This is a genomic window from Agromyces aerolatus, assembly GCF_031432255.1.
Taxonomy (GTDB): domain Bacteria; phylum Actinomycetota; class Actinomycetes; order Actinomycetales; family Microbacteriaceae; genus Agromyces.
In genome coordinates this window covers 1-19,770 of sequence record NZ_JAVKGQ010000025.1, presented here as the reverse complement: position 1 = coordinate 19,770, position 19,770 = coordinate 1, and the positions used below count along the sequence as shown (strand labels likewise).

Here is a 19,770-nt window from a genome sequence, read left to right as displayed (position 1 = left end):
ATCTCCTAACTGAAGGACGGCGCTGCGGCGTCACCCGCGAGCAGCGCCTCGGCGGGCAGATACGGCTGGGCGAAGCGGTGGTGTTTGCCGACCACCTCCGATTCGCTGAGGCCCCACTTGGCGGGATTCAGCGGGTCGCTCGTCTCGACGGGAGCATCGAGCGTGCGCCCGCCGGCGCGCACTTCGAGCCCGGCGACGGCCGAGCGCTCGTAGCGGACCTTGCCGCGGTGAACGAGCTCGGGCGAGCGTTCGTCGAACGCATCCCAGGCGGGGCCCGGCTCCACGCCGGAGATGAGCAGGCTGAGACACGCGGGCAGACTGAACGCGACGTCGGCCGAGATCGCGACGCCGGCATCGCAGAACTTCTCGACCTCGCGCGGGCCGCGGACGACGACCGATTCGATGGTCGCGTCGTGCGGCAGCGCCCGGAGCACCCGTGACATCGTCGTGAGGAACTGCTGGAGATGCCAGCACGCGGGATACCGTTTGAAGCCGACGCGCATGACGGCCGGCGTGGCGAAGAACGCGGGGTCGAGGCGCCAGCGGTCCGATCCGGCCATGCCCCACATGCCGGTGTCACCCTCGAGCGGCCGCGTGATGCCGGTCTGTCCCGCGACGGCGAGCTCGGTGGCCAGCACGGCTCCCGCCGCCGCCCACCCGAGGTTGTTCTTCACGCCGGGTACCGGGCGCTCGTACCACTTGCCGGTGTACGGGAGGAGCGAGTGCGCCCCGGCGACGCCGACGACCCTCGTGAGCTCACGGTCATCCATGCCGAGCGCGACGCCGATGGCCAGGCTCGCCGCGACCGTGTCCCAGACCCCGACCGATCGAACCTGCGCGGCACGCTCGGGCGTGGGCCGGCCCGCCGCGGCGAGCAGCCAGTGTGCCTGATATCCGGCGGCGATGCCGCGCAGGATGTCGTCGGTCGTGAGGCGGTCGCGCGCGGCGACGGCGAGGACCGCGCCGACGATCGGCGCGCCGGGATGACCGATGAGCGTGTCGTCGAAGTCGAGCGCGTTCGCGGCCTGCCCGTACAGGTATGCGGTGCGCAGGGCTGACGGCCCCGCGTCCGTCGACCCGAACACGGCGCGGGCGACGGCGGCGTGGGGCTGGAAGTGCCGCAGCTGCTGACCCACCGAGAAGCAGGCGAGACTGTCGAGCAGGCAGAGCACCGTGCGGCGGCGTTCCTCGTCGGCCCACGCGCCGTCCCGATAGCGCGTGACGGACCCCAGGACGGCGTCGAGCGCGGGGCTGGGAGTGCTGATGATGTCTCCTCGGTCGAGGGTTCGGGTGCGCACGATGCGGACTCAGTGCGTTCGGGTGGTGTCGAGGCGCGGGTCGAGCCGGTCGCGCAGCTGCTCGCCCAGGATGTTGACGAGGGCGACCGTGATGACCAGTGCCGCGCCGGGCAGCGTCGCGATCCACCACGCGGTGCCGATGAGCGCGCGTCCTTCGGCCGCCATCCCGCCCCACGACGGTTGCGGCGGCTGGACGCCGAGGCCGAGGAACGACAGGGAGCCTTCGGTGAGCATCATCATGCCGAAGTCGAGGCTCGCGAACACGATGACCGTCGGCATGATGTTCGGCAGCACGTGGCGCAGCATGATGCGGAGGTGGGAGGCGCCGAGCAGTCGCGCGCTCGCCACGTACTCCTGCTGCCGGACCACCATGACCTCGCTGACGACCAGGCGCGCGTAGAGCACCCAGCCGGCGATGGCGAGCACGAGGATCACGTTCGCGAGGCTCGGGCCGAGTGCGGCGATGATGCCGATCGCGAGCACGAGCGACGGCAGTGCGAGCTGCACGTCGCCGAGCCGCATGAAGAACGTCCGGATCGGCCCCGCGTAGTAACCCGCCACGAGTCCGATCAGCACACCGACGACCAGCCGGCAGACCACGGCGATGGCGCCGACGCTCAGCGACACCTGCGCCCCGTAGAGAATGCGGGTCAGGATGTCTCGCCCGAGGTCGTCCGTTCCGAGGAGGTGCGCGACCGTGCCGCCCGACTGCCAGAACGGCGGCAGCAGTCGAGCCGACAGGTTCTGCGCGTTCGGCGCGTAGGGAGCGATCAGGGGAGCGAAGACGGCCGCGGTCACGATGAGGGCGAGCAGCACGGCTGGGACGATGAGCCGCCAGCTGATGCGCCGCTTCCCGACGGGAAGCGCGGCGGTGGGCGGCTCGGCGGGGGATTCGAGCATCGGCAGGTTCGACATCAGTGTGCTCCCACTCGGGTTCGGGGATCGAGTCGGGCGTAGACGACGTCGATCACGAGGTTGGTGATCACGACCAGCACGCCGACGACGAGCACGAACGCCTGCACGACCGCCAGGTCACGGGACTGGATCGCGGAGAGTGCGAGAGCGCTGATCCCGGGCCATCCGAAGACGGTCTCGGTGACAATCGCACCCCCGAAGAGCCCGCCGAGCTCGAGCCCGATGACCGTGATGATCGGGAGCGCGGCGTTGCGCAGCGCGTGACCGAAGACGACCGACCGCGACGACGCGCCCTTGGCGCGCGCGGTGCGCACGAAGTCGGAGTCGAGGACCTCGATCATGGACGACCGGACGATCCTCGAGAACGTCCCGACCTGGAACACGGCGAGGGCGACGGCAGGCAGGATCAGGTACTCGGGTCCCCGGAACCCGGAGGTCGGCAGGAGGCGCAGGGTCGCGCTGAAGACGAGGATCAGCACGATGCCGAGCCAGAACGTCGGCAACGACTGGACGAACACCGAGCCCGCGATGACGAACCGGTCGAACTCGCTGCCACGGAACACGGCCGCCGCGACGCCGATCACGATGCCGATGACCGAGGCCAGGATCAGCGCGGTGGCGATCAGCAGCAGAGTCCGGGGGAGTGCGCCGAGGATCAGCTCGAGCGCGGGACGACCGCTGCGGTACGACGTGCCCAGGTCGCCCTGGACGGCGTGCCAGAGCCAGTCGAAGTACTGCACGAAGATCGGCCGGTTGTACCCGTTGGCCTCGCGCACCGCCTCGACCTCGGCGGGGCTCGCGTCCTCACCGGCGATGAGGACGGCCGGGTCGCCCGCGAGATACACCAGCAGGAAGGTGATGGCTGAGATGCCGAGGATCACGAGGATGCTGTACAGGAGTCGGTTGAGCAGGCGACGTGCCACCATCGTCCTTTCGTTCGGTCGTGGTCCCGTGGCCGCGGGCGAGGTCACCGCGGCCACGGGACGAGGGTTACGGCGTCTTCGTGACGTCGGCGAGGTAGATGGCGCCGTCCGCGCGCGGCTGCCAGTCGATGCGGTCGCTCGCCCCGTAGATCAGGTCGGTGCTGTACAGGAACAGCACCGGCGCGGTCTCGTTGAGTTCCGCGTTGAGGGCGTCGTACAGGGCCTGCCGCTCCGTCGGATCGGATTCCCCGCGCGCGGCCGCGATCGCCGCGTCGGTCTCGGGCGTGCTGAAGTAGAGACCACGCCGTTCGCCGTCGAGCTCGAGGCCGAGGGCGAAGTCCGCGTCCATGGTCAGGTTGTTGTTCGCGCGGATCGCGATCTGGTGCGGCGCCTGATTTCCGGCCTGCCACACATCGGCGAAGTAATTCGGGTCGAAGGTCGTCGACACATCGAAGCCGGCGTCACCGAGGTTCGCCGCGACCGCCTGCCAGACGGGGTTCAGCTCTTCCCGGAAGTTGACGAACTCGACCTGCACCTCGCCCGGGCCGTACCCGGCCTCCGCGAGCAGCTCCGCGGCCCGATCGGGGTCGTACGGGTACGCCTCGACGCCGGGGCTGAATCCGAAGACGCTCGACGCATAGAGTTGCCCGGCCGCGGTACCGTAGCCGCCGAGGAGCTGGTCGGTGATCGCGTCCTTGTCGACCGCGTAGTTCATCGCCTGCCGGACCCGCTCGTCGGCGAACGGGCCCTCCTTCGTGTTCATCGAGATCCAGTTCGTCTGATTCCCCTCGATCGAGCGCACTTCCACGTCGGCGCTCGACTCGAGCGACGCGGCGAGATCGGAGGTCACGGCCGTGGCGATGTCGATCTCGCCACTCTGCAACGAGCTGATCTGCGTGGCTGGTTCCGAGATGAACCGGAACTCGACCCCGCTCGGGATGGGCTCATCCCCGTAGTAGTCGCAGTTGGCGGCGAGGACGACACTGTCGCCCTCGTTCCAGGACTCGAGCTTGAACGGCCCGGTGCCGACGGGGTTCCGGCCGAACTCGGTCGCGCCGCCCTCGGCGATGACGGCGCCCGGGGTGATGTAGATGAGGGTCGCGAGCACCTTGATGAACGACGCGTCGGGCTGGGTCAGGGTGAAGCGCACGGCGTGCTCGTCGAGCTCCTCGACCGATGCGACGTTGGCGACGTAGCTTCGTTGCTTCGACGCGAGGTCCTCATCGTTGGAGATGCGGTCGAACGTGGCGATCACGTCGGCCGCGGTGAACGGCGATCCGTCGTGGAACGTCACGTCGTCCCGCAGGGTGATGTCGTACGTGAGGTCGTCGACCTGCTCGTACCCTTCGGCGAGGTTCGGCTGGACCTGCATGCCGTCGTCGAGCTTGAACAACCCGTCGAACATGTTCCGGCTGATCTGGGCGAACATCACGAGCGTCTCGTAGTTGGGGTCGAGTGTCGTCGGCTGCGTGGGCCAGGCCAGGTTGACCGTGATCGGCGCTCCCGACCCGCACGAGGTCGCGTCGGAGGTGCCGGCATCGGGCTGGCCGCCCGAGCACGCTGCGGTGCCGAGGGCGAGTGCGGCGATGCTCGCGGCGGCGAGCCATCTGGTTGGTGTCTTCAACTCGGTGCTCCTCTTGCTGTTCGTTGCTGTTCGGAATGGGTGGGTGCACGGCGCGGGCGGGCTTGTGGTCGTCACCGCGCCAGCGCGTCGGCCGGGTGCTCCGGTCCGGGTGTGGGGAGGTCGGGAACCGCGGCCCGCAGGGCGCGGGTGTAGTCGTCGGTCGGATGGTCGATGACCGTCGCCGTGGCGCCTGACTCGACGACCTTCCCGCGGTGCATCACGACGGCGCGGTCGCCGATCTGACGTGCCAGCGCGATGTCGTGCGTGATGAAGAGATAGGTGAGCCCCTCCTGGTCCTGGAGGTCGATCAGCAGCTTCACGATCTGCGCGCGCACCGAGACATCCAGCGAGGTGACCGGCTCGTCGCAGACGAGCAGCTTCGGCCGCAGGGCGAGCGCCCGCGCGATGGCGATGCGCTGCCGCTGGCCACCGGAGAACTGGTGCGGATACCGGTCGGCGTGCCGGGCCTGCAGTCCGACCATCTCCAGCAGCTCGATGGAACGGTTCCGGGCCTCGGACTTCGATCTGATCCGCTTGCCGATGAGCAGGCCCTCGGCCACGAGATCGGCGACGCGCATTCGCGGGTTCAGCGACGCGTAGGGGTCTTGGAAGACCATCTGGATGTCCTGGCGCACCCCGCGCCAGGCCTTCCGCGAGCCGCCGAGCAGCTGCTGCCCGTTGAAGACGATCTGCCCGTGGTCCGGCGAGATGAGGCCCACGACCGTTCGCGCGAGCGTCGACTTGCCGCTGCCGGACTCACCCACCACACAGACCGTCTCGCCGGCCCGTGCGGTGATGCTCACGTCGTCCAGCGCGAGTGGGCCGGTGTGCCCTCGGCGGGACGAGCTGAACGAGTGGCTCACCGACTCGACCTCGAGCAGATTGCCCAAGGATCGATTCCCGTGCGCGCGGGTCTCGAGCGACGGACGGACCGGGCCGTCGAGCGTCGGCGTCGCGCGCCACAGCTTTCGCGTGTAGGCCTCGCGAGGTCGCATCGACACCTCGGCGGTCGGTCCCTGTTCGACGATCTCGCCGTCGTGCATGACGACGACGTGGTCGGCGATGCTCGACACGAGCGCGAGGTCGTGGCTGATGAACAGGATGGAGGTGCCGAACTCCTCGACGACCTCGCGCAGCAGCGTCACGATCTGCTTCTGCACGACGACGTCCAAGGCCGTGGTCGGTTCGTCGGCGACGAGCAGCGCGGGACGGCAGGCGAGCGCCATGGCGATCATCACGCGCTGTCGCATGCCGCCCGACAGCTCGTGCGGATACTGCCGCGCCACCTCGCGAGCGCGCGGAAGGCCGAGCCGCTCGAACAGCAGGGCCACGCGTTCGGCGACCTTCCGGCCGTCCACATGGGGCTCGTGGATGCGGATGGCCTCGGCGACCTGCTCGCCGCAGCGGCGCACGGGGTTCAGCGAGCTCAGCGGGTCCTGGAACACGTAGGAGATCCCGGCACCCCGGATCTTCCGCAGCTGCTGAGCGGGAAGGGTGGCGAGGTTCTGACCCTGGAACGAGATCTGCCCGCCGACGGTGACCTCGGAGGATTTCGGGAAGAGCCGGGTGAGGGCGAGGGAGGTGACCGACTTCCCGGAACCGCTCTCGCCGACCACGCCGACGGTGCTCCCGGCGGGCACATCGAAGGACACGCCCCTGACGACCTCGGACCGTGCGTGGCCGTGGCCGAAGCTGACGGTCAGGTCGCGGACCGCGAGCAGGGGCCGCGCAACGGATGCTTCGCGGTCGGTCATCGGGGGGTGCACCGGGTCCACACGGGGTCCTCACTGTCGGGCCGAGATCGGTCAGGCGATCACGTGCATTCGGTCGTAACGCTGACGACGAGTATGATGTAACTAGTTACATTCCGCAAGGGCCCTGCTCAGATACAGGGGCCCGACGGGGAGCCGACACGCGAGCGGACCGGCCGGAGCCGCTCGCGTGAGGTAGAACGGACACTGAGGCCCGCCCGGCCTTGCGAGGTCGAGATCAAGGGGACGAACATGACGTCGACGCCGTCGCGACGCGCCACCATCGCCGGTGTGGCCAAACTCGCCGGCGTGTCGACCGCCACGGTGTCGCGGGTGCTGTCCGGCGGGTCGGCGGTGAGCGAGAGCACGCGCTCACGCGTCACCGCGGCCGTGAACGAGCTCAACTACCGGCCGAGCGAGCTCACGCGGGCGGTCTTCGCGGGGCGCTCGAACACCATCGGTGTGCTCCTGGCGGACATGCGGAACCCGTACTACATCGACCTCATCGACGGCGTGTCGAGGGTCGCGAACGAGGCCGGCGCGCTGCCCTACCTCGCCGCAGGAAACCGGGATGCGACGATCGAGCGCCGGTTGCTCTCGCTGATGGACTCCCACCGCGTCCGCGGAGTGGTGACGACCGTCGCGAACGAGAACGAGGACATCCTCCATGCGATGGCGCTGGCCGGCACCGAGTGCGTCTTCATGACCCGGAACCCGACGATCGACCACCCGCGCATGCACAGCGTCCGCCTGGATGATCGCGCGGCTGGCCGGCTCGCCTGGGAGCACCTCGCCTCCGTCGACCGGACCCGGGTGCTGATCGTGCAACAGGCCCGCGACCTCGGGACCGTCCGCGATCGGACCGAGGGCCTCGTCGCCGCGGCCGGCGCGTCCGGCGTGGAGATCGGCCCCGAACACATCTTCAAGCTGTCGTCGCTCGACCGTCCGAGTGTGGAGCTTCGCGACCGCATTCGCGCGGGCTTCGCGGACGGCGCGGTGAACGCGGTGTTCGCCACGACCGGGATCGCGACGTTCCGGGCCTACGAGGCGCTGGTCGCCACCGGAGTGGACGTGCCAGGCGAGGTGGCGATCCTCGGCCTGGACGATTTCGCGTGGGCCGAGTACCTGTCCCCGTCGCTCTCGGTGATCACCCAGCCCACGGTACGCATGGGGGCGACCGCAGCGCAGCTCATCCTGGACGAACCCGGCGAGAGTCAGCGCCTGAGGTTCGAGCCGTCGATCGTCGTCCGCGCCTCGACGGCGAGCTGATCCCCGCGTTCCGAGCTCGCACGCCGGGGCGCACGACCTCGGTCAGACCGACTCGAGGGGCGCGCGTTCGAGCACGGTCGGGACGTACTCGAGCAGCAGGATACGGCCGTCGAAGACGCGGCTCTCGACGAGGTCGAGTGCGACGTCCGGATAGGCGTCGTAGATGCGCTCGCGGCCGGTGCGGCCGTTGATCACCGGGAAGACCCCGACCCGGAACCGGTCCACCAGGCCGGCGGTGAGCAGCGTCCGGGCGAGACTGAGGCTTCCGAGCGTGCGCATCCGGATGCCGTCCGCCTTCATCCGGCGCACCGTCTCGACCGCGTCGTCGCGCACGAGCCGCGTGTTCGGCCAGGCGAGCGGCTCCTCGAGGGTCGCCGAGAAGACGACCTTCGGCATCCGCGCCAGCGCGTCGAAGCCGGCCTCATCGCCGCTCGCCTCGGGGACGGTGGGGTCGCCGCCGGCCTGCGCCATGGCCGACATGAGCCGGTAGGTCGTCGCGCCCATGAGCGTCGTATGGTCCTGTTCCGCCGGGTCCTCGAGGAAGGCGAGGTATTCGGGTCCTTCCAGCCCCCACAGACCCGGCCATCCGTCGGCGGCAGCGTAGCCGTCGAGGGAGGTGATGAAGTCGATCATGAGCTCGGACATCGTCGTCGTTCCTCTCGAGTCGCTGCAGGGCGATCGGCGCGGCGCCGCACGGCACGGCGCGTGACCTTCCCTGCGGGCGAGTATCGCAACCCGGGCGCCATCTGTCACGGTATTCGTTGCAAGCCTGCCCACGCTGCGGGCGCGGTACACGCTCGCCCCCGTGTCCGCCGGCTGAGCATCGAGGACGCGGCGATTCGCTAGGTTGGTGCGTGACCCGGGAGGAAGCCGATGACGACGACCCGCGTTCCCATGCAAGACCCCGTCGACCACCTCGCCGACCGCGTCGCTCGCGCCGGCCGGTCGGCGTCCGGCCGGCGCACGCCCGGTCGGCGCACAGCAGGCCGGGATGCCTCGTGATTGCCGCGCTCTCTGCGAGGCTGGCCGCGATCGTCGAGGCCCTTCCGCTGCGACCGGGCATGCGGGTGCTGGAGATCGGCGGGGCGCCCGGAGCGGCGGCGAGAGCCGTCGCGCTCACGCCCACCGGACGTCTGCTCATCGACAGCGGCGAACCGCTGCGCGAGGTCGTGCTGCCCGGGCGGACGGACCGCTGAGGAGCCCGCCCGGCGCTACGATTCGAGGGTGCACCGGATCTTCACGACGAGCGTCGCATCGGTCTATGTCCACTACGTGACCAAGGTCGAACGCAAGGGACGCACGCGCGAGGAGCTCGACGAGGTGATCCGGTGGCTGACCGGCTTCGACGAGTCCGAGCTGCGGCACCACCTCGACGCGGGCACGACGTTCGAGGCGTTCTTCGACGCCGCCCGGCTCAACCCGAATGCGTCCTCGATCACGGGCGTCGTGTGCGGTGTGCGCGTGCAAGACATCGAGGATCCGCTCATGCAGAAGATCCGGTACCTCGACAAGCTCGTCGACGAGCTCGCCAAGGGCAAGCCGATGGCGAAGGTGCTGCGCGCCGCCTGACGCGGCACCGCAAGACGCGTCTCCACACGTGAGCCCGAGCGCCACTGCGGATCCGCCCAGCTGAGCGAGGTAACGTCGGTCGGCCGGCTGAGGGAGGTACGCGGGTGAGCAAGACGACGGCTGAGGTGCGGCGCAAGGCGGCCCTGCGAGCGCGAGCGTGGCGCGCCGACGTGACGAACCCGCCGCGGATCGTCCTCGCGCTGAAGACGGCCGCCGCGGCCGCGATCGCGTGGTACCTCGCGCCGTTCGTGCCGTTCGCGGACTCCGAGTACTCGTACTATGCGCCGCTCGGCGTGCTGCTCAGCATGTATCCGACCCTCGTCGACTCCGCGCGTTCCGGGCTGCAGGTCATCGCCGGCCTCGCGATCGGCATCGCGCTCGGCCTCGGCGGCCTCGCGATCGTCATGGCCGGCGCACCCGGCATCACCGCCGTCGCCGCGGTCATCGCGGTGGGCGTCTGGCTCGGCGGGCTCAGCGCGCTCGGATCGGGTCGAGAGCTCGTCGCCGTCGCGGGGCTCTTCGTGCTCCTCATCGGAGGTCGGAACGCCGACGAGTTCTCGACGTCGTACCTCGTGACGATGGCGTTCGGGGTGTTCGTCGGGGTCGTGGTGAACCTGCTGGTCTTCCCGCCGCTGTACCTGCAGCGTGCGAGCGAGCGGCTGTCGGCGCTGCGCGACGCCGTCGTCGACCGGCTCGCCGAGCTCGCCGACGCGGTCGAGCACGACACCGTCGACCCCGAGGCGGTCGAGCGCGCGACCGACGAGCTCTCCACGACGGTCGCGGCCGTCGCCGCCGAGGTGCGCGAGGCGGCGGCGAGTCGCCGTGGCAACCCGCGCGGCCTCCGGCGACGCGCGGACCAGCAGGAGAACGCCGACCGGCTGCGCGCGCTCGAACGCATCGTGTTCTTCACCCGCGACCTCGCCGACGTGCTCGTCTCGCTCGTGCCGGCACCCGGCCACGAGGGCGACGACGACGGCGAGCGCGCCGGGGGCCACGGCCGAGCCGAACCGGGCCGCGAATCCGAGTCGCTCGACGCCGCCGCGCGCGCGTCGCTCGCGAACGCGATCCGGCGGACCGCCGAGCTCGTCGCCGCACCGCCCGGCGCCGACGATGCCGCGGAGCGGCTGCGGCTGGCCACGGACGCGCTGGACGCGGCGACGGAGGCGATCGACGCGCGGCCCGGCGAGCGCGTGTCGGGCATCGCCGCCGACCTCACGGCCGTGGTCTGCGTCCGTCGCATCATCGAGGCGGCTCGGCCGTTCGCGCGCGCCCGGCGCGACTGACCGGCGCTGCCCGACCGTTCAGGACTGCCGCCGGCGCGGCACTCGGTCTCGTACGGTGGTGTCATGGAACTTCTCGTCGACGTGGCGAACGTCCTCGGCTCGCGGCCGGACGGCTGGTGGCGCGACCGGGCCGGAGCCACGACGCGCCTCCTCGCGAACGCGCACGACCTGATCGGCACCCGCGCCGGGCTTCCCGATGGTGCGGCGCCTGCGGAGGTCACCATCGACGCCATCACGGTCGTGCTCGAGGGCGCGGCGAACCGGGCCGAGGTGCCCGAGACCCTGACCGTCGTGCGCGCACCCGGCAGCGGCGACGATGCGATCGTCGACACCGTGCGGGCCCGCGTGGCCGATCACCTGGCCGTGCTCGTGGTCACCGCGGACCGCGGGCTCCGCGCCCGCCTGCCCGAGTCCGTCCCGGTCGCCGGGCCCGAGTGGCTGAACCGGCTCCTCGAGCGCTGACCGCGTCGTCGATCGTGGAGGCGCGACGGCGAACGTCGCTCAGTCGTCGTAGCGCGCGAGCCAGCGCGTGAGCACGTCCTCGAGCGTCCGCCGGTCGGCGGGGGAGAGGTCCCCGACGAGACGGTGCTCGTTCCCGATATGCGCGGTGAACGCGTCGTCGATGCGCCGCCGGCCCTCGTCGGTGAGACGCACGGCCCGCGCGCGGCCGTCGGTCTGGCTGTGATGCCGGGTGACGAGCCCGGATGCCTCGAGCCGGTCGATGCGTTTCGTCATGGCGCCCGTGGTGACCATCGTGTGCCGCGCGAGCTCGGACGGCGCGAGCTCGAACGGTGCGCCCGCGCGCCGGAGCGTGGCGAGCACGTCGAACTCGCCCTCCCCGAGCCCGTACTCGCCGTACACGGCGATGAGCTCGTCGCGGAGCCGGTCGGCGAGGCGGTGGAGCCTCCCGACGATGCCCAGCGGGGACACGTCGAGGTCGGGCCGTTCGCGACGCCATTGCGCCTGGATCGCGGCGACGCGGTCGTCGGGGTCGTCGGCGTCTGCGGTCATGTGCCCAATATAGCTTCCACAGAAGCTAGAATGCCTTCCATGGAAGATAGATCACGATGGCCCAGTTGACCCGGGCCGCGCCGGCGGCACGGTGGCGATGGGTCCTGCTCATCGCGATCGCTCCCGTGGCGTGGGGCGCCACCTACTTCGTCACCCGGCAGGTGCTGCCTGCGGATGCGCCGTTCTGGGGCTCGGCGCTGCGGGCGCTCCCGGCCGGGTTGGTGCTGCTTCTGCTCGCCCGCCGGCTGCCGCGCGGGAGCTGGTGGTGGCGTTCGACCGTGCTCGGCGTGCTCAATGTCGGAGCATTCTTCCTCCTGGTGTACGTCGCGGCCCAGCTGCTGCCGACCTCGGTCGCCTCGTCGATCATGGCGCTCGCGCCGCTGGTGCTCGCGGGCTGCGCCTGGGTGCTGATCGCCGAGCGACCCGCAGCACCGATGCTCGTGGGTGCGCTGCTCGGCATCGCGGGCGTCGTCGCGATCGTCGGCCTCGCGGGCGGCGCGTTGCCGCCGGAAGGCGTCGCCGCGTCCGCGTCGGCGCTCGTGCTGTCGTCGTTCGGCGCGGTGCTCACGAAGCGCTGGGCCGAGCCCGGCGTGCCACTCGTCGCGATGACGGCGTGGCAGCTCGTGGCAGGGGGTCTGCTGCTCACGGTCGTGGCGATCGCGGTCGAGGGGGCACCGCCGCCGCTCGGTCCGACGGAGCTCGCGGGCTTCGCGTTCGTGAGCCTCATCGCCACGGCGTTGGCCTTCGTCTGCTGGTTCGGCGGCCTCGCGAACCTGACGGCCGGCTCGGTCGGCGTCATCGGGCTGCTGAATCCCGTGACGGGCGTGCTCCTCGGTGCCCTCGTGGCATCCGAGCCGTTGGCGCCCGCGCAGCTCGCGGGCATCGCGCTCGTGCTCGCCGGCTTGCTCGTGGCACAGCGGCGCGCAGCGCCACAGGCGGCGAACCGCGTACCGTGGAGGTCCCGCCTCGTGCCGCGGCGGGACCGAGCACGGGACCGACCAGAAGGACGTGACGATGCCGACCGAGCCTGCGCACCTCGCCGCCGACCCGGCGAAGGACCACTTCGCCGACCTGCGCGCGATGGTCGGGGCCGACCCTGCGAACTCGGCGATGACCGCGCAGGGCTGGCAGCCGCTGTTCACGGGCTCGCCGCGCGCGAGGGTGCTGCTGGTGGGCCAGGCTCCGGGGCGCCGCGCCCAGGAGGCGAACACCCCGTGGAGCGACCCGAGCGGTGACCGGCTCGTCCGCTGGCTCGGCGTCACGCGCGAGACCTTCCACGATCCCGAACGGTTCGCGATCCTGCCGATGGACTTCTACTACCCGGGGCGTGCAGGCTCGGGCGATGCGCCGCCGCGGCGCGGCTTCGCGGCGACGTGGCATCCGCTCGTCCTCGAGCGACTCGCCGAGACGCGCCTGACGATCCTGGTCGGCGGCTACGCGCAGCGGCACTATCTCGGCGACCGTGCGCACGCCACGCTCACCGAGACGGTGCGCGCGTGGCGCGAGTACCTCCCCGAGACCGTGCCGATCGTGCATCCCTCGGGCCTGAACGCGCGCTGGCACGCGGTCAATCCGTGGTTCGAGGCCGAGGTCGTGCCCGAGCTGCCCGGGCTCGTCGCTGCGGCGTTCGAGGGGTGAGCGGAGCGACCGCGGCCGGCGAGCCGGGCGCGGGGGGAGGGTCAGGCCGGCGCTTCGCCGTCCGCGTAGGCGGCGGCGAACTCGGCGCTCGGCGGGATCGGCTGGATGACGTCGAGCAGCACGCCGTCGGGCGCCTCGAGGATGAAGTGCCGTTGTCCGAAGTCCTCGTCGCGCAGGGCGAGCCGCAGGCGATCGGCGAATCGGCCCGTGAGTGCCGCGTGCACCGCGTCGACGTCGTCGACCTCGACGTTCAGGAGCACGCCCTGTGGCGATCTGCGGAACCCCTCGGGTATCGTGTCGTGTCCGGCATCGAGGATCGCGAGCTCGAATCGGTCCAGCCGAAGACTCACGTACCAGTCGCTCTCGTAGGTGGTCTCGAAACCCAGCGTCTCGCGGTAGAACGCCGCGGCGGCCGCGACGTCGGCGGACGTGATGACGGGGTAGAAGCCGGTGAGGTGCATCTCGATCTCCTTTACGTACACTGAGTATGTAACAGAGTCGACTATACATACACGCTGTACGTAAAGGAACCCGCATGCCACGCGCCACCGCCGCTGCCGCCGCCGAGACCGCCCGGATCGTGCTGGCCACTGCGACCGACCTCTTCGGGGCGTCCGGCTACGCCGAGGTCTCGCTCGAGGACGTCGCCGCCGCCGCGGGCGTGACGCGCGGCGCGGTCTACCACCACTACGGCACCAAGCTCGGACTCTTCCGCGCGGTCGCGGCCGGGCTCCAGGCGGAGGTCGCAGACGCGGTCGCCGCCGCCGCGGACGCGGCGGGCGCGCATCGCGCGACGGATGCCTCGGCGAGGTCGGATCTCTCAGGCGGGGCGGATGTCTCGGGGAGGGCGGATGCCTCGGGCGGCCTGGCCGCGATGTCCCTCGCTTTCGAGGAGCTGCGTGCCGGCAGTCATGCATTCCTCGATGCGATCACCGCGGCCCCGGTCGCACGTGTGCTGCTCGTCGACGCGCCCGCGGTCATCGGCTGGACCGAGTGGCGTGAGCTCGACGCGGCGAACTCCGCGCGTCATCTCCGCGAGGCGCTCGCGAGCGTGGGCGCCCCCGAGGACCTGCTCGACGCCCTCACCGCCCAGCTCTCGGGCGCCATGAACGAGGCGGCGCTCCGGCTCGCGGCGCACCCGGCGGATGCCCCGGCCCGCGCCGCGGCGCACCGGACGCTCGACCGGCTGCTCGAGGCCGCCATCGCGTGAGCGCGGCAGCGGCACCCGCTCGGCACCGGACCCGTCGCGCTCGCTGGCTCGTTCGCTCGTTCGCTCGCCGTCCGTCACGAACGGCGTCGCCACCGCTGCTCAGGAAGTTCGCGTCCGCGCGCGGCGAGTCGCCCGGCGGCACGCCGCGGGCGTGCGTGGGTCTTCCTGAGCAAGGAAGGCGCCAGCGAACGGAGGCGGGCGCGCGGGACGCGCGTGTGCATGGCGAGCGCCGCTCGGCGCTCAGCGCTCGGCGTCGCCGCCGAGGCGCAGGAAACGGTGGTCGCGATAGAGCAGGGGTGGCGCCGCGGCACCGAACGTGACGTCGAGCACCTCGGCGATCACGAGCGTCGAGCTGCCGACCGGGAGTCGATGCAGTGCCCGGCAGCGGAGTACCGCCGGGGCATCCGGAATCATGGGCTCGCCCGTCGCGAGCCGCGACCAGTCCTGCTCGGGCGTGAACCGAGGTTCGCCCGAGCGCGCGAACGCGTGCGCGAGATCCGCGTGCTGCTCGCCGAGGAAATGCACCGCAAAAGTCGGCGTGGCGAGCAGGGCTCCCGCGGTCCCGGTCGAGCGTGTGACCGAGAACGACAGCGCCGGCGGGTCGACGGCGACCGACGCGACACTCGAGGCCGTGAGGCCGACCGGACCGGTCGCCGTGGCGGCCGTGATGAGGGCGACGCCGGCGGGATGCATCCGGAACGCGCGTCGCATGCCCTCGCCGACGCTCGCATCGTGCTCACCGCTGCGTGCGACGCCCTCGCCGACGCTCGGGACGCGCTCGATGCCGCTCGCATCGCGCTCGGCGCGGCTCTCGACGCGCTCGGCGCCGGTCACGCGTGCGCCTCTTGCGGCGGGAGCGCCGCGATCAGCGGGTGGTCCTTCGGGATCATGCCGGTCTTCGCCGCGCCGCCGGGGGATCCGATGTCGTCGAAGAACTCCACGTTCGCCCGGTAGTAGTCGGCCCACTCGTCGGGAACGTCGTCCTCGTAGTAGATCGCCTCGACCGGGCACACCGGTTCGCAGGCGCCGCAGTCGACGCACTCGTCCGGGTGGATGTAGAGCGAGCGCTCGCCCTCGTAGATGCAGTCGACGGGGCACTCGTCGATGCACGCGCGGTCCTTCACGTCGACGCAGGGCAGTGCGATCACATAGGTCACGGTCGGGTGGCTCCTCTCGGGGGCACGGGGCGTTCACGGCACCGTGCCGTCGCGGCACTCCACCGTAAAACCTCAAGTACCCTTGAAGTCAAAAGCGAGAGGATGCCTCGTGGTCGGATCCCGTTCGGAACGCGACGCGGCGCGCGTCGCGCGCGAGGCATCCGGTCGTGGTGGGATCGCCGAGGCGTTCGCGGCCGCCGAAGTGCCCGTGGTCGCGGAGGTGCCCGTGGCCGATGACGGGCTCGAGGCGTCGGCCGCGCTCGAGCGGGCGCTCGCGCCCGACGAGCTGCTCTCGATCGGCGAGATGAGCCGGCGAACGGGGGTCGCCGCATCGGCGCTGCGCTTCTACGAGGAGCTGGGGCTCATCGCCGCGGTGCGCACGGGTGGCAACCAGCGCCGGTATCCGCGGCACATGCTGCGGCGGGTCTCGCTCGTGACGGTCGCGAAGCGTCTCGGCATACCGCTCGGCGATGTGCAGGAGGCATTCGCCCACGTGCCCCTCGATCGCACTCCGAGCCATGAAGACTGGCAACGCGCGTCGCGCCAGTGGAAGCGGCGCCTCGAAGACCGTCGTCGCGGGCTCGAGAAGCTCGAGCGCGAGCTGACCGGATGCATCGGCTGCGGATGCCTCTCGATGAAAGCCTGTGCGCTGCTCAATCCGGGCGACGCGCTCGGCGACGCCGGCTCGGGGCCGCGCAGGCTCGAGCCCGCCGAGGGGTAGGGTCGCTTCGTATGGCAGCAGTGGATCCCGACGAGCGTCGCGAGCAGCTCACGACCGCACCGAAGGCCGACGAGGCGGACGCGGCCCCGCGCATCGAGGTCACCGAACGGGGTGACGGCGTGAGACGCATCGACGTCGCCGAGACGGCGGCGGTCAGGCCCGGCGAGCCGGACCGCGAAGAGTCGGGCGCGGACGAGTAGGGCGAGAAAGAGGCGGGCTCAGCGGATCCGCGCGTTTCGCCGGATCGGCGGGCGCTACGTCAGCGCCAGTCCCGCGTTGCGGTCAGCCGATCGTACTGGGCGTCCGCGCCGCTATGGAGCCGAGACCGTGCCATTGGAGGGCGGCACGCCGTGCTGGTCATCGAGCGCGCGGGTCGGGCGCGGGTCGGACCGGGCCGTGCTGGTCATCGAGCGTGCGGGTCGCGCGCGAAGAGGCGGGCTCAGCGGATCCGCGCGCGTTTCGCCGGATCGACGGGCGCCACGTCAGCACCAGTCTCGCGTCGCCGCGCAGGCAGCCGATCGTGATGAGCGCTCGCGCCGCCATGCAGCCGGGTCAGTGCCGCTGGAGGACGGCGCCGTTCAGGTCGGCCCGCGTGCGAGTCGGGCGCGGGCCGGGCCGTGCCCTGCTGGTCACCCGGCGCGAGCCGGGTGCGGGCGGGAACGTGCCCTGCTGGTCACCCGGCGCGAGCCGGGGCGGGCCGGAACGTGCCCTGCTGGTCACCCGGCGCGAGCCGGGGCGGGCCGGAACGTGCCCTGCTGGTCATCGAGCGTGCGCGTCGGGCGTGGGCCGGAATGTGCCCTTCGTCCGCGGGTGTTTGGCGTGTCGTCGTATTCGAACGTATGTTCGAGTCGTGGTCGCGTGGCATCCGATACTGGCGGCGGAGGAACCCTCCGCGGGCCGCTGGGAGCTGCGCGACCAGTACGGGCGCTGCTACGGCGTCGTGCGCATCCTGCGGCACGGTGCAGAGGTTGGCTATCGCGCCGACGACGCCGGCGGCGAGCTGATCGGCTACTTCACCAATCTGCGCGCGGCGTGCGGGCAGGTGCACGCCCGTTTCGTGCGCGCGCACGGGCCGGATCCGTTTCAGGGGTATCCCGACTTCTCCGCGTGATCGGGTGCGCGGTGCGGTGCCGATGTGGCGGAGTGGGCGCATCGCGGCGGCGACGTCGCAACCGCACAGCGACGCAGTCGCACAGCGGCGCAGCGGTGCAGCGGCGCAGCCGACGTCAGGCGCCGGATCCCGCGACGACGCGCGCGACGCCGAGCGCCGCGAGTCGTTCGGGGTCGGCGAGCACGTCGAGCTGCGTGATCCGGTCGTCGTCGATGGTGAAGGCCATGATCGAGACGACGCGGCCGTGGATGACCGCCGCGACCCCAGGCCGACCGCCGATGAGGATAGGCGTCGAGTGCGCGGCGAGCCGGCCGGAGAGGACGGCCTGCTCGGCGATCGCCCGGGATCCCTCGACGACCTGGGTCGTGGCGCCGGAGTCGGCGTGCAGGACCGCGCCGTCGTCCAGGAGCGAGAGCAGGGCGCTGAGGTCGCCGCCCTCGGCCGCCGCGAGCCACGCGGTGACGATCCGGCGACCCTGTTCGGGCCGCGGCCGCGCGGGTGGCTCGGCGCCGCGGACGCGGCGACGGGCTCGGGAGGCGAGCTGCCGCGCCGCGGCGGGCGACCGCTCGAGCACCGTCGCGATCTCCTCGAACGGCTGCCCGAAGACGTCATGCAGCACGAACGCGATGCGCTCGGCGGGACTGAGCAGCTCCAGGACGACGAGGAGGGCGACGCTCACGCGGTCGCCCTGGTCGACGAGCTCCGCGGGGTCGGCGGTCGTCGCGACCGGTTCGTCACGCCAGGGCTCCACCTGCCATGAACGCTCGCGCGTGCGCCGCGGGGCACGGAGCTCGTCGAGGCTCACGCGCGACACGACCGTGGTCAGCCAGGCCTGCAGATTGTCGATGCCGTCGACATCGGCCTGCTCGAGCCGCAGCCAGGTCGCCTGGACCGCGTCATCGGCGTCGGCGGGCGAGCCGAGCAGCTTGGTCGCGATGGCGCGGAGCCTCGGCCGCTCGGTCTCGAATCGACGTGCGAGCATTCGCCGGTCCGTCATGTCACATCTCCTCGGTCTCGATCGTCATGGTGCAGACGAGGGAACCCCCTCGAATGTGACACGAAAGGTTCGAGACCATGACTGCATCATTGCTCGTGACGGGTGGCACCGGAACGATCGGCCGCCGCACGGTGCCGCTCCTGCGGGACGCCGGCCGCGAGGTGCGCGTGCTGTCGCGGCATCCCCGCGCCGCAACGCCGGGCGTCGAACAGGTCGCCGGGGATACGGTATCCGGGGCGGGCCTGGAGGCTGCGTTCGCGGGTGTCACGACCGTGCTGCATCTCGCGGGCGGCGCGAAGGGCGACGACGTCGCCGCGCGGCGCGTGGTCGCGGCCGCGAGTCGTGCGCGGGTCAGCCACCTCGTGCTGATCTCGGTGATCGGCGCCGACGCGATGCCGATCGGGTACTTCCGCGCGAAGGCCGAGGCCGAGCGTGTCATCGCGGGGTCGGACGTGCCGTGGACCATCCTGCGCGTCGCGCAGCTGCACGAGTTCGTGCTTCCCGTCGTCCGAGGGATGACCAGGCTCCCGGTACTGCCCGTGCCCGGCGGGTTGCGCTTCGAGCCCGTGCACGTCGACGAGGTCGCCGCCCGGCTCGCCGAGCTCGCACTCGGCACACCGGCGGGCCGCGCCGCAGACCTCGCAGGCCCCGAGGTGCTCGACGTCCGGCAGCTCGCCGAACGATACGCCGGCGCGTTCGGCCGCGCGCGGCGGCCCGCGCTGCCGATCCGGATCCCCGGTGCGGTCGGACGCGCCTACCGTACCGGCGCGAACCTCGCGCACGGCCCGGCGCTGCGCTGCCAGCGGACCTGGGCCGACTTCGCGGCCGGGCTCGCCGCGGATGCGGGCGCGGGCGCGAGTGTGCCGGCGTAGGCAGGAGCACGCCGGGCCGGGCTGTCGGGGCGGGGGGCGAGGCCCGCTATGCCGACAGACGGCCTGGATCGGAGCCGGACCCCCTGGACCGGAGCCGGGCGATCTGGGGGAGGGGAATCCGCCGAGGCCGGGCCAGGGCGGGGGACCAGGGTCGGGCCCGCCACGCGGGCGAACGGGCGGGCACCGAGGAGGGACGCGGCGGGGAATCCGCTGGGCTCCTCGCGTTGAGAGGGTGCCCATGTCCCGGACGGGTCGGTCTCGTGGCTGTGAAAAGCGCGACCGTCGGTTCGCGCGTGACATCGCCGATCGGGCGGGTGGTCGCGCCGCGAGGTCGTGAGCTGCGAGTGCACGGCAGCGAGCTTGCACGAGCGATGTCGGTGGGTGCGTGGATACTACTGGACATGAGGAACTCGTCCATCGA

24 protein-coding genes are annotated in these 19,770 nt (G+C 71.6%); 13 read left to right on the top strand and 11 right to left on the bottom strand.

Features of this window, described 5'->3' with window-relative positions; translation table 11 throughout:
• Positions 1–5: 5 nt before the first annotated feature.
• The 5 genes from RH864_RS18620 to RH864_RS18600 form a co-directional block, all read right to left on the bottom strand.
• On the bottom strand, positions 6–1,298 hold the full coding sequence (locus RH864_RS18620) for an MmgE/PrpD family protein (RefSeq protein ID WP_310519076.1): 1,293 nt from the start codon (positions 1,296–1,298) through the stop codon (positions 6–8).
• 9 nt (positions 1,299–1,307) lie between these two features.
• Positions 1,308–2,213: an ABC transporter permease gene (locus RH864_RS18615; RefSeq protein WP_310519075.1), complete on the bottom strand. Its 906-nt coding sequence runs from the start codon at positions 2,211–2,213 to the stop codon at positions 1,308–1,310.
• Complete coding sequence (locus RH864_RS18610; RefSeq protein ID WP_310519074.1) at positions 2,213–3,139, bottom strand: ABC transporter permease; 927 nt, start codon at positions 3,137–3,139, stop codon at positions 2,213–2,215. Before RH864_RS18610 ends, RH864_RS18615 begins: the two co-directional genes overlap by 1 nt.
• A 64-nt stretch (positions 3,140–3,203) precedes the next feature.
• Positions 3,204–4,760, bottom strand: a complete 1,557-nt coding sequence (locus RH864_RS18605; RefSeq protein WP_310519073.1) for an ABC transporter substrate-binding protein — start codon at positions 4,758–4,760, stop codon at positions 3,204–3,206.
• A 71-nt stretch (positions 4,761–4,831) separates the two neighbouring features.
• Positions 4,832–6,514: an ABC transporter ATP-binding protein gene (locus tag RH864_RS18600; RefSeq protein ID WP_310519072.1), complete on the bottom strand. Its 1,683-nt coding sequence runs from the start codon at positions 6,512–6,514 to the stop codon at positions 4,832–4,834.
• A 249-nt stretch (positions 6,515–6,763) separates the two neighbouring features.
• Between RH864_RS18600 and RH864_RS18595 the strand changes: the two genes are divergently transcribed.
• The gene (locus RH864_RS18595; RefSeq protein WP_310519071.1) at positions 6,764–7,780 is read left to right on the top strand and encodes a LacI family DNA-binding transcriptional regulator; all 1,017 of its coding nucleotides are present in this window, start codon (positions 6,764–6,766) and stop codon (positions 7,778–7,780) included.
• 42 nt (positions 7,781–7,822) lie between these two features.
• On the opposite strand, the gene RH864_RS18590 is transcribed toward RH864_RS18595, so the two are convergent.
• A complete protein-coding gene (locus RH864_RS18590; RefSeq protein ID WP_310519070.1) occupies positions 7,823–8,425 on the bottom strand; it encodes a dihydrofolate reductase family protein in 603 nt (200 codons plus the stop codon).
• A 228-nt stretch (positions 8,426–8,653) separates the two neighbouring features.
• On the opposite strand from RH864_RS18590, the gene RH864_RS18585 reads away from it, so the two are divergent.
• From RH864_RS18585 to RH864_RS18565, 5 genes are all read left to right on the top strand, one after another.
• The gene (locus tag RH864_RS18585) at positions 8,654–8,782 is read left to right on the top strand and encodes a hypothetical protein (RefSeq protein ID WP_310519069.1); all 129 of its coding nucleotides are present in this window, start codon (positions 8,654–8,656) and stop codon (positions 8,780–8,782) included.
• Positions 8,779–8,976, top strand: a complete 198-nt coding sequence (locus tag RH864_RS18580; RefSeq protein ID WP_310519068.1) for a hypothetical protein — start codon at positions 8,779–8,781, stop codon at positions 8,974–8,976. Before RH864_RS18585 ends, RH864_RS18580 begins: the two co-directional genes overlap by 4 nt.
• Positions 8,977–9,004: 28 nt before the next feature.
• Entirely contained in the window at positions 9,005–9,349 is a 345-nt protein-coding gene (locus tag RH864_RS18575; RefSeq protein WP_310519067.1) for a DUF2200 domain-containing protein, read from the top strand.
• A 104-nt stretch (positions 9,350–9,453) separates the two neighbouring features.
• Positions 9,454–10,632, top strand: a complete 1,179-nt coding sequence (locus tag RH864_RS18570; RefSeq protein ID WP_310519066.1) for an FUSC family protein — start codon at positions 9,454–9,456, stop codon at positions 10,630–10,632.
• Positions 10,633–10,695: 63 nt separating this feature from the next.
• The gene (locus RH864_RS18565; protein ID WP_310519065.1) at positions 10,696–11,094 is read left to right on the top strand and encodes a hypothetical protein; all 399 of its coding nucleotides are present in this window, start codon (positions 10,696–10,698) and stop codon (positions 11,092–11,094) included.
• Between the two features lie 39 nt (positions 11,095–11,133).
• Here the strand turns inward: RH864_RS18565 and RH864_RS18560 are convergent, their stop codons facing one another.
• Entirely contained in the window at positions 11,134–11,643 is a 510-nt protein-coding gene (locus tag RH864_RS18560) for a MarR family winged helix-turn-helix transcriptional regulator (RefSeq protein WP_310519064.1), read from the bottom strand.
• A 56-nt stretch (positions 11,644–11,699) separates the two neighbouring features.
• Between RH864_RS18560 and RH864_RS18555 the strand changes: the two genes are divergently transcribed.
• Both RH864_RS18555 and RH864_RS18550 read left to right on the top strand, forming a co-directional pair.
• On the top strand, positions 11,700–12,878 hold the full coding sequence (locus RH864_RS18555) for a DMT family transporter (protein WP_310519063.1): 1,179 nt from the start codon (positions 11,700–11,702) through the stop codon (positions 12,876–12,878).
• The gene (locus RH864_RS18550) at positions 12,814–13,281 is read left to right on the top strand and encodes a uracil-DNA glycosylase family protein (protein ID WP_310519062.1); all 468 of its coding nucleotides are present in this window, start codon (positions 12,814–12,816) and stop codon (positions 13,279–13,281) included. Before RH864_RS18555 ends, RH864_RS18550 begins: the two co-directional genes overlap by 65 nt.
• A gap of 41 nt (positions 13,282–13,322) precedes the next feature.
• Here RH864_RS18550 and RH864_RS18545 read toward each other — a convergent pair whose 3' ends face one another.
• Positions 13,323–13,742 carry a VOC family protein gene (locus tag RH864_RS18545; RefSeq protein WP_310519061.1) on the bottom strand — a complete coding sequence of 140 codons (420 nt, stop codon included), beginning with the start codon at positions 13,740–13,742 and terminating at the stop codon, positions 13,323–13,325.
• Positions 13,743–13,816: 74 nt separating this feature from the next.
• On the opposite strand from RH864_RS18545, the gene RH864_RS18540 reads away from it, so the two are divergent.
• Positions 13,817–14,491, top strand: a complete 675-nt coding sequence (locus RH864_RS18540) for a helix-turn-helix domain-containing protein (RefSeq protein ID WP_310519060.1) — start codon at positions 13,817–13,819, stop codon at positions 14,489–14,491.
• 240 nt (positions 14,492–14,731) lie between these two features.
• Here the strand turns inward: RH864_RS18540 and RH864_RS18535 are convergent, their stop codons facing one another.
• Together RH864_RS18535 and fdxA are read right to left on the bottom strand one after the other, a co-directional pair.
• Positions 14,732–15,202 carry a flavin reductase family protein gene (locus RH864_RS18535; RefSeq protein ID WP_310519088.1) on the bottom strand — a complete coding sequence of 157 codons (471 nt, stop codon included), beginning with the start codon at positions 15,200–15,202 and terminating at the stop codon, positions 14,732–14,734.
• 119 nt (positions 15,203–15,321) lie between these two features.
• Complete coding sequence (gene fdxA / locus RH864_RS18530) at positions 15,322–15,648, bottom strand: ferredoxin (RefSeq protein ID WP_310519059.1); 327 nt, start codon at positions 15,646–15,648, stop codon at positions 15,322–15,324.
• A 226-nt stretch (positions 15,649–15,874) separates the two neighbouring features.
• On the opposite strand from fdxA, the gene soxR reads away from it, so the two are divergent.
• The 3 genes from soxR (at position 15,875) to RH864_RS18515 (ending at position 17,480) form a co-directional block, all read left to right on the top strand.
• Positions 15,875–16,369 carry a redox-sensitive transcriptional activator SoxR gene (soxR, locus tag RH864_RS18525; protein ID WP_310519087.1) on the top strand — a complete coding sequence of 165 codons (495 nt, stop codon included), beginning with the start codon at positions 15,875–15,877 and terminating at the stop codon, positions 16,367–16,369.
• Between the two features lie 11 nt (positions 16,370–16,380).
• Positions 16,381–16,569, top strand: coding sequence for a hypothetical protein (locus tag RH864_RS18520; protein WP_310519058.1), 189 nt, complete (start codon positions 16,381–16,383; stop codon positions 16,567–16,569).
• Between the two features lie 650 nt (positions 16,570–17,219).
• Complete coding sequence (locus tag RH864_RS18515) at positions 17,220–17,480, top strand: hypothetical protein (RefSeq protein ID WP_310519057.1); 261 nt, start codon at positions 17,220–17,222, stop codon at positions 17,478–17,480.
• Between the two features lie 115 nt (positions 17,481–17,595).
• Here the strand turns inward: RH864_RS18515 and RH864_RS18510 are convergent, their stop codons facing one another.
• On the bottom strand, positions 17,596–18,477 hold the full coding sequence (locus RH864_RS18510) for a sigma-70 family RNA polymerase sigma factor (protein WP_310519056.1): 882 nt from the start codon (positions 18,475–18,477) through the stop codon (positions 17,596–17,598).
• Between the two features lie 77 nt (positions 18,478–18,554).
• Between RH864_RS18510 and RH864_RS18505 the strand changes: the two genes are divergently transcribed.
• On the top strand, positions 18,555–19,349 hold the full coding sequence (locus RH864_RS18505) for an SDR family oxidoreductase (RefSeq protein WP_310519055.1): 795 nt from the start codon (positions 18,555–18,557) through the stop codon (positions 19,347–19,349).
• Positions 19,350–19,770: the final 421 nt, after the last annotated feature.